The organism is Nocardioides sp., assembly GCF_004803405.1.
Taxonomy (GTDB): Bacteria; Actinomycetota; Actinomycetes; order Propionibacteriales; family Nocardioidaceae; genus Nocardioides; species Nocardioides vastitatis.
The window spans coordinates 1-2,360 of sequence record NZ_SSXI01000248.1 but is presented as its reverse complement, the minus strand read 5'-3'; the positions used below and the strand labels follow the sequence as shown (position 1 = coordinate 2,360).

3 protein-coding genes and 1 pseudogene are annotated in these 2,360 nt (G+C 70.2%); 2 read left to right on the top strand and 2 right to left on the bottom strand.

Translation table 11 applies throughout. The annotated features are described in order from the left end of the window. A pseudogene (locus E7Z54_RS18020) lies at positions 1-194 on the bottom strand (hypothetical protein); the annotation flags it as partial. Between the two features lie 73 nt (positions 195-267). On the opposite strand from E7Z54_RS18020, the gene E7Z54_RS18015 reads away from it, so the two are divergent. Together E7Z54_RS18015 and E7Z54_RS18010 are read left to right on the top strand one after the other, a co-directional pair. Further along, positions 268-1,014 (top strand): lysophospholipid acyltransferase family protein, encoded by a 747-nt coding sequence (locus E7Z54_RS18015; protein WP_206056376.1) that lies wholly within the window; start codon positions 268-270, stop codon positions 1,012-1,014. Then, the gene (locus E7Z54_RS18010; protein WP_136436069.1) at positions 1,011-2,027 is read left to right on the top strand and encodes an NAD(P)H-dependent glycerol-3-phosphate dehydrogenase; all 1,017 of its coding nucleotides are present in this window, start codon (positions 1,011-1,013) and stop codon (positions 2,025-2,027) included. Before E7Z54_RS18015 ends, E7Z54_RS18010 begins: the two co-directional genes overlap by 4 nt. 12 nt (positions 2,028-2,039) lie before the next feature. Here E7Z54_RS18010 and E7Z54_RS18005 read toward each other — a convergent pair. Then, a partial coding sequence (locus E7Z54_RS18005) for a PLP-dependent transferase (RefSeq protein WP_206056374.1) occupies positions 2,040-2,360 on the bottom strand: 321 nt, incomplete at its 5' end.

The window sequence follows — 2,360 nt, the reverse complement described above, 5'->3', positions numbered from 1 at the left end:
AACTCGGCGTCGTCGCTGACCACGACGACGCGGGTGATGGCCGGCGTGGCCAGGCACGCCGCGAGCGCGTCCCGGGCGAACGCTGCGGCCAGCCGGCTCCGCTCGCAGTCGCTCAACCCGGCCAGCCGCGACTTGCCCGTGCCCGGCGACTTCACGGGCAACAGGACGACGAAACCGTCCGGACGCGAGACCACGTCCAGATCTTCGCAGGCGCGGTGGGCGTCACTGCGAAGAGGTCCGGGTCCCCGACAGGTAGCCTGCATCCTCGTGACGGTGCGCAAGCTGCAGGAGAAGAGGGGCTGGGCCTTCAATATCGCGGTCCCCATCATCAAGCCCCTCCTGCTCGCGACGACCCGTCGGGAGTGGATCGACGGTGAGCGCCTGCCGGCCACGGGCGGCGCCATCGTCGCACTCAACCACATCTCCCACGCCGATCCGCTGACAGCTGCGCACCTGGTCTACGACCACGGCCGAAAGCCGCGCTACCTCGCGAAGGCGGCGTTGTTCGACACCACGGTGGTGGGCGCCATCCTCCGGGGCTGCGGCCAGATCCCGGTGAAGCGGGACACGAAGGACGCGGTCGGCGCGTACCAGGCCGCGGTCGAGGCGGTCCGCGCCGGCGAGTGCGTGGTGATCTATCCCGAGGCCACGATCACCCGTGATCCCGACATGTGGCCGATGAAGGGGAAGTCAGGTGCGGCGCGGATCGCGCTCGAGACCGGCTGTCCGGTGATCCCGGTCGGCCAGTGGGGGGCACATGAGATCCTGCCGCCGTACACCAAGAAGCCGCACGTGGTCCCGCGGCGCAAGGTGATCATGCGGGTGGGTCCTCCGGTCGAGCTCGACGACCTGAGGGCGCAGCCGCGGACACAGGCAGTGGTCAACGAGGCCACCGAACGGATACTGGCTGCGATCACGCAACAGCTGGAGCTGATCCGAGGAGAGAAGGCACCGGCCGAGCGGTACGACATGGCCGTGCGCGGTGACCGGTTCAAGAGGAAGAAGGCGAAGTGAGCGAGCCCGTGGGCAACAAGGTCGCGGTGCTCGGCGCCGGGTCCTGGGGAACGGCGTTCTCCATCGTGCTGGCCGACGCCGGCAACGAGGTCAGCATCTGGGCACGCCGTGAGGAGGTCGCAGAGGCGATCAACGACGGCCACGAGAACACCGACTACCTGCCCGGCATCGAGCTGCCCCACGCGATCAGGTCCACGCACGACCCGGAGGAGGCGCTGGCCGGGGCTGACGTCGTGGTCCTCGCTGTGCCCTCGCAGTCGCTGCGGCAGAACCTGCCGACGTTCCTGCCCCACGTGCAGCCCGACGCCGTCTTCGTGTCCCTGATGAAGGGCGTCGAGCTCGGCACCCTGAAGCGGATGACCGAGGTGATCGAGGAGGTCGGCGACATCAGGTCGGACCGGATCGCCGTGGTCAGCGGACCCAACCTGGCCCGCGAGATCGCCCGCCGTGAGCCGGCGGCGTCCGTCGTCGCGTGCGCGGACGACGACGTCGCGACGATCCTGCAGAAGCGCATGCACTCGCAGGCGTTCCGGCCCTACACGAGCATCGACGTGCTGGGGTGCGAGCTGGGCGGTGCGTACAAGAACGTCGTGGCCCTCTGCGTGGGCATGGCCGTCGGCCTGGGCTTCGGCGACAACACCACCGCCTCGTTGATCACCCGGGGCCTGGCCGAGACCGCGCGCCTGGCGATGCGCCTGGGCGCCAACCCGCTGACGCTGATGGGCCTGGCCGGTCTCGGCGACCTCGTCGCGACCTGCTCGTCACCGCTCTCGCGCAACCGCACCTTCGGCGAGAAGCTCGGGCAGGGCATGACCGTGGAGGAGATCTACGCGTCCACCCGCCAGGTGGCCGAGGGTGCCAAGTCCTGCTCGTCGCTGCGCGCGCTCGCTGCGAAGAACGGCGTGGAGTGCCCGATCGTCGACAGCGTCGACGAGGTGGTCCAGGGCCGGATGACGACCTCGCAGATGATGGAGTCGTTCATCGCGCGCAACCCCAAGCCCGAGATCGAGTAGTCGCTCGCCGGGTCAGGCGTCGATCCGGTCGAGCGCCTGGACCAGATCCGCCCAGAGGTCGTCCACGTCCTCGATCCCGACCGACATCCTGACCAGACCCTGGGGGATGGTGGCGGCCTCGGCCTGCCAGCGGCGACGCCGCTCGAAGGTCGACTCGACGCCGCCGAGCGAGGTCGAGTGAACCCACAGCGAGGTGGCGCGCACCAGGAAGTCGCCCGCGTCGGCGCCGCCCGCCAGCACCGGTGCCACGATCGCGCCGAAGCCCGGGTAGCGCACCTCCTCGACCGCCGGGTGCTGCGCCAGGCGGCGGGCCAGCTCCGCCGCGCTGGACTG